The 5,877-nt window shown below is 47.2% G+C and carries 2 tRNA genes and 3 rRNA genes; all 5 read left to right on the top strand.

The window, feature by feature from the left end:
* Positions 1–335: 335 nt before the first annotated feature.
* The 5 genes from P8629_RS11415 (at position 336) to rrf (ending at position 5,827) form a co-directional block, all read left to right on the top strand.
* Positions 336–1,891 (top strand): 16S ribosomal RNA (locus P8629_RS11415).
* A 78-nt stretch (positions 1,892–1,969) separates the two neighbouring features.
* A tRNA-Ile gene (locus P8629_RS11410) sits at positions 1,970–2,046 on the top strand.
* Between the two features lie 70 nt (positions 2,047–2,116).
* Positions 2,117–2,192: transfer RNA gene (locus tag P8629_RS11405), tRNA-Ala, on the top strand.
* A gap of 488 nt (positions 2,193–2,680) precedes the next feature.
* Positions 2,681–5,542: ribosomal RNA gene (locus P8629_RS11400) — 23S ribosomal RNA — on the top strand.
* 170 nt (positions 5,543–5,712) lie between these two features.
* Positions 5,713–5,827 (top strand): 5S ribosomal RNA (rrf, locus tag P8629_RS11395).
* The 16S, 23S and 5S rRNA genes sit together here with 2 tRNA genes alongside, the layout of an rRNA operon.
* The last annotated feature ends 50 nt before the right edge of the window (positions 5,828–5,877 follow it).

The following is a 5,877-nucleotide window of genomic DNA, read 5'->3' as shown; positions in this document are numbered from 1 at the left end:
ATTTGAGATGAAAATCGAGAATAAAAACTTCGAAAAAAAAGCGTAAAAAAAGCTTGACGTTGATTAGATGTTAAGCCTATAATACGCGGCTTACTGAGACGGAACACGAAGTGAAACGGCTCAGTAAGAAAGACCAAGAGTTCTTTAAAAATCAGGTAATTCAGAGATAATTTATGTGGAAGTTACTTAAGTAAGTAACCGCAAATATAAGTATCTCGATAACTATGTATATGGTCATTTTGTAAGGTTAATTTATTAACTGAACAAAAACATGTACCTTGTTAATTTCGAGAGTTTATGAGCAGCAAAGCTCACTAAAAAACATAATCAAGATTAAACTGAAGAGTTTGATCCTGGCTCAGAATGAACGCTGGCGGCAGGCCTAACACATGCAAGTCGGACGGAAACGACAAGAACAATCACTTCGGTGTGCGTTCTTGGGCGTCGAGTGGCGGACGGGTGAGTAACGCGTGGGAATCTACCCTTTAGTTGGGGACAACATATGGAAACGTATGCTAATACCGAATATGCTCTACGGAGTAAAGGTGCCCTCTCCTTGGAAGGTATCGCTAAAGGATGAGCCCGCGTTAGATTAGCTAGTTGGTAGGGTAAAGGCCTACCAAGGCAACGATCTATAGCTGGTTTGAGAGGATGATCAGCCACACTGGGACTGAGACACGGCCCAGACTCCTACGGGAGGCAGCAGTGGGGAATATTGCACAATGAGGGAAACCTTGATGCAGCCATGCCGCGTGTGTGAAGAAGGCCCGAGGGTTGTAAAGCACTTTCAATTGTGAGGAAGATTAAGTAGCTAATATCTGCTTAGTTTGACGTTAACTTTAGAAGAAGCACCGGCTAACTCTGTGCCAGCAGCCGCGGTAATACAGAGGGTGCAAGCGTTATTCGGAATTACTGGGCGTAAAGCGCGCGTAGGCGGACTGTTAAGTCGGTTGTGAAAGCCCTGGGCTCAACCTAGGAACTGCATCCGATACTGGCAATCTAGAGTTTAAGAGAGGGAAGTGGAATTCCAGGTGTAGCAGTGAAATGCGTAGATATCTGGAGGAACATCAGTGGCGAAGGCGACTTCCTGGCTTAAAACTGACGCTGAGGTGCGAAAGCTTGGGTAGCGAACGGGATTAGATACCCCGGTAGTCCAAGCCGTAAACGATGTCAACTAGCTGTTGGTCTTATTAAAAAGATTAGTAGCGTAGCTAACGCGATAAGTTGACCGCCTGGGGAGTACGGTCGCAAGATTAAAACTCAAAGGAATTGACGGGGGCCCGCACAAGCGGTGGAGCATGTGGTTTAATTCGATGCAACGCGAAGAACCTTACCATCCCTTGACATCCTGCGAACTTTCTAGAGATAGATTGGTGCCTTCGGGAACGCAGTGACAGGTGCTGCATGGCTGTCGTCAGCTCGTGTCGTGAGATGTTGGGTTAAGTCCCGCAACGAGCGCAACCCTTATCATTAGTTGCTAACATTTAGTTGAGAACTCTAATGAGACTGCCGGTGATAAACCGGAGGAAGGCGGGGACGACGTCAAGTCATCATGGCCCTTATGGGATGGGCTACACACGTGCTACAATGGGGGGTACAAAGAGCAGCCAACTGGCAACAGTGCGCGAATCTCAGAAAACCTCTCGTAGTCCGGATCGGAGTCTGCAACTCGACTCCGTGAAGTCGGAATCGCTAGTAATCGTGAATCAGAATGTCACGGTGAATACGTTCCCGGGCCTTGTACACACCGCCCGTCACACCATGGGAGTGGGTTGCAAAAGAAGTGGGTAGTCTAACCTTCGGGAGGGCGCTCACCACTTTGTGATTCATGACTGGGGTGAAGTCGTAACAAGGTAGCCCTAGCGGAAGCTGGGGCTGGATCACCTCCTTTAAGACTAAAGACGGTTACGAGCTTAAGCTAGCTTTCACATAAATTATTTCTGAATTACTGAAAAGATGAGAACGACCTGGGTCTGTAGCTCAGTTGGTTAGAGCGCACCCCTGATAAGGGTGAGGTCGGTGGTTCAAATCCACCCAGACCCACCAATTTTTGCACTAAGTAATTGGTCAAGAATTAAAATCAGGGGAAGAAAGATCACCTGCTGATTACCCGATTGGGGCTATAGCTCAGCTGGGAGAGCGCCTGCCTTGCACGCAGGAGGTCTGCGGTTCGATCCCGCATAGCTCCACCAATATTCCTGTTAATAACTTTTAGTAGCCAAGGTTACTAGAGATTATTAACAGTCGTATTGACTGAAAGAAACAAAGAAGTTCTTTAACAATTAGGAAAAATCTCTAAGTTAAAAAATAAACTTAGAAACAATAAACTGGAGTCATTTGATGATGACGACATCCAGATTGATTTATTTTAATTTATTGAAATAGATTAATCTGTTACCGGTTTATTGAGTTAGTCCAGTTGTCTCCAACGACTGGGCTAACGAGGTAACAATGTATCTTAAGAGTTCAATGATTTTGATATGACGAATGTAAAGGTTCCGATATTAAAATCACGATACAAACTCAAGCGAGAACATGTCAGCGTAAAAAACTTTTAGTTACATCAATTCATTAGACATTGATTGAAAGACTTTTGGATTTTTAGTTTTCTTAGCAGGAAATTAAAAAGAAGAAGAAAGCCCCTGCATCACAAAAGGTCAAGGTTATTTTTGAGTTGTATAGTTAAGTGACTAAGCGTACACGGTGGATGCCTAGGCGGTAGAAGGCGACGAAGGACGTAGTAACTTGCGATAAGCCACGGGGAGTTAGTAAACAAGCTTTGATCCGTGGATTTCCGAATGGGAAAACCCATCCTTTATGGATATCCCTTTATGGGAGGCTAACCTGGAGAACTGAAACATCTAAGTACCCAGAGGAAAAGAAATCAACCGAGATTCCCCAAGTAGCGGCGAGCGAACGGGGACCAGCCCTAAAGCATTTATTAAGATAGCAGAACACTCTGGAAAGTGTGACGATACAAGGTGATAGTCCTGTATGCGAAATCTTATTAAGTGTTATTCGAGTAGGACGGAACACGTGAAATTCTGTTTGAACATGGGGGGACCACCCTCCAAGGCTAAATACTCTCTACCGACCGATAGTGAACCAGTACCGTGAGGGAAAGGCGAAAAGAACCCCTGAAGGGGAGTGAAATAGAACCTGAAACCGTGTACGTACAAGCAGTAGGAGCCCACTTGTTGGGTGACTGCGTACCTTTTGTATAATGGGTCAGCGACTTACGTTATGTTGCGAGGTTAACCGAATAGGGGAGCCGAAGGGAAACCGAGTCTTAAATGGGCGTATAGTAGCATGGCGTAGACCCGAAACCGGGCGATCTATCCATGGCCAGGTTGAAGGTGCCGTAACAGGTACTGGAGGACCGAACCCACGTATGTTGAAAAATGCGGGGATGAGCTGTGGATCGGAGTGAAAGGCTAATCAAGCCCGGAGATAGCTGGTTCTCCTCGAAATCTATTTAGGTAGAGCCTCATGTCTCACTGTTGGGGGTAGAGCACTGTTATGGTCTAGCGGGCCGTCAAGGCTTAGCAGCCCATTGCAAACTCCGAATACCAACAAGTGCAATCATGGGAGACAGACAGCGGGTGCTAACGTCCGTTGTCAAGAGGGAAACAACCCAGACCACCAGCTAAGGTCCCTAAACACTACTCAGTGGGAAAGGATGTGGGAAGGCTTAGACAGTCAGGAGGTTGGCTTAGAAGCAGCCACCCTTTAAAGAAAGCGTAATAGCTCACTGATCGAGTCGGCCTGCGCCGAAGATTTAACGGGGCTAAGTAGTGTACCGAAGCTGTGGATGCCATTTATGGCATGGTAGAGGAGCGTCGTGTAAGCCTGCGAAGGGGTGTTGTAAAGCATCCTGGAGGTATCACGAGTGCGAATGCTGACATGAGTAGCGATAAAGGGAGTGAAAAGCTCCCTCGCCGAAAGACCAAGGTTTCCTACGCAACGTTAATCGACGTAGGGTTAGTCGACCCCTAAGACGAGGCCGAGAGGCGTAGTCGATGGGAAGCAGGTTAATATTCCTGCACTTTTTATAACTGCGATGGAGGGACGGAGAAGGCTAAACTAGCTTGCTGATGGTTGCAAGTTTAAGGTAGTAGGCAGAGATCTTAGGAAAATCCGGGATCTTAATGCTGAGAACTGATGACGAGTCCTCTTTTGGACGAAGTAGTTGATGCCATGCTTCCAAGAAAAGCTTCTAAGCTTCAGGTTATAAAGAATCGTACCCCAAACCAACACAGGTGGTCAGGATGAGAATTCCAAGGCGCTTGAGAGAACTCGGGTGAAGGAACTAGGCAAAATAACACCGTAACTTCGGGAGAAGGTGTGCCCCTGATGGTGATGAGACTTGCTCTCTAAGCTATTGGGGGTTGCAGAGACCAGGTGGCTGCAACTGTTTACTAAAAACATAGCACTGTGCAAAATCGAAAGATGACGTATACGGTGTGACGCCTGCCCGGTGCCGGAAGGTTAATTGATGGGGTTAGCTTAGGCGAAGCTCTTGATCGAAGCCCCGGTAAACGGCGGCCGTAACTATAACGGTCCTAAGGTAGCGAAATTCCTTGTCGGGTAAGTTCCGACCTGCACGAATGGCGTAATGATGGCCACACTGTCTCCACCCGAGACTCAGCGAAATTGAACTCGCAGTTAAGATGCTGCGTACCCGCGGCTAGACGGAAAGACCCCGTGAACCTTTACTACAGCTTTGCACTGGACTTTGATACTATCTGTGTAGGATAGGTGGGAGGCTTTGAAGCAGTGACGCCAGTCATTGTGGAGCCAATCTTGAAATACCACCCTGATATTATTGAGGTTCTAACCTAGATCAGTGAATCCTGGTCAGGGACAGTGTATGGTGGGTAGTTTGACTGGGGCGGTCTCCTCCTAAAGAGTAACGGAGGAGCGCGAAGGTACCCTCAGCACGGTCGGACATCGTGCAATGAGCGCAAGAGTAAAAGGGTGCTTGACTGCGAGACAGACACGTCGAGCAGGTGCGAAAGCAGGTTCTAGTGATCCGGTGGTTCTGTGTGGAAGGGCCATCGCTCAACGGATAAAAGGTACTCCGGGGATAACAGGCTGATACCGCCCAAGAGTTCATATCGACGGCGGTGTTTGGCACCTCGATGTCGGCTCATCACATCCTGGGGCTGAAGTCGGTCCCAAGGGTATGGCTGTTCGCCATTTAAAGTGGTACGCGAGCTGGGTTTAGAACGTCGTGAGACAGTTCGGTCCCTATCTGCCGTGGGCGTTGGAGAATTGAGGGGGGCTGCTCCTAGTACGAGAGGACCGGAGTGGACGATCCGCTGGTGTTCCAGTTGTCATGCCAATGGCATTGCTGGGTAGCTACGATCGGGAAGGATAACCGCTGAAAGCATCTAAGCGGGAAACCTGCCCCAAGATAAGTTCTCCCTAGACTTTAAGTCTTCTAAAGGGCCGTTAAAGACTATGACGTTGATAGGCAAGGTGTGGAAGTTCAGTAATGAATGAAGCTAACTTGTACTAATTACCCGTGAGGCTTAACTATACAACTCAAAAGTAACTTTTGTTTATCTAGAAAGATGAGCTAAAGGTTGACATGTTTGAGCTTGAGTAAGACTCTAAAGAGCATTGAAGCCTAAGTTAACGATTTAAACAGAGATTTTTCCAAATTCAGTGAGGTGTTCATGAAAATGAACAGCTTACATAACCCCATTGCTTGGGGACAATAGCAAGATGGAACCACCTGATCCCTTTCCGAACTCAGAAGTGAAACGTTTTAGCGCCGATGGTAGTGTGTCAGTTGGCATGTGAGAGTAGGTCATCCCCAAGCTTATATTCCTAAAAGCCCGTATGTGTTCAATCACTACGGGCTTTTTTTTT

This window comes from Hydrogenovibrio sp. 3SP14C1 (assembly GCF_029625905.1).
Lineage (GTDB): Bacteria > Pseudomonadota > Gammaproteobacteria > Thiomicrospirales > Thiomicrospiraceae > Hydrogenovibrio.
The sequence above is the reverse complement of the archived record's forward strand: the minus strand, read 5'-3'. Positions and strand labels throughout refer to the sequence as shown.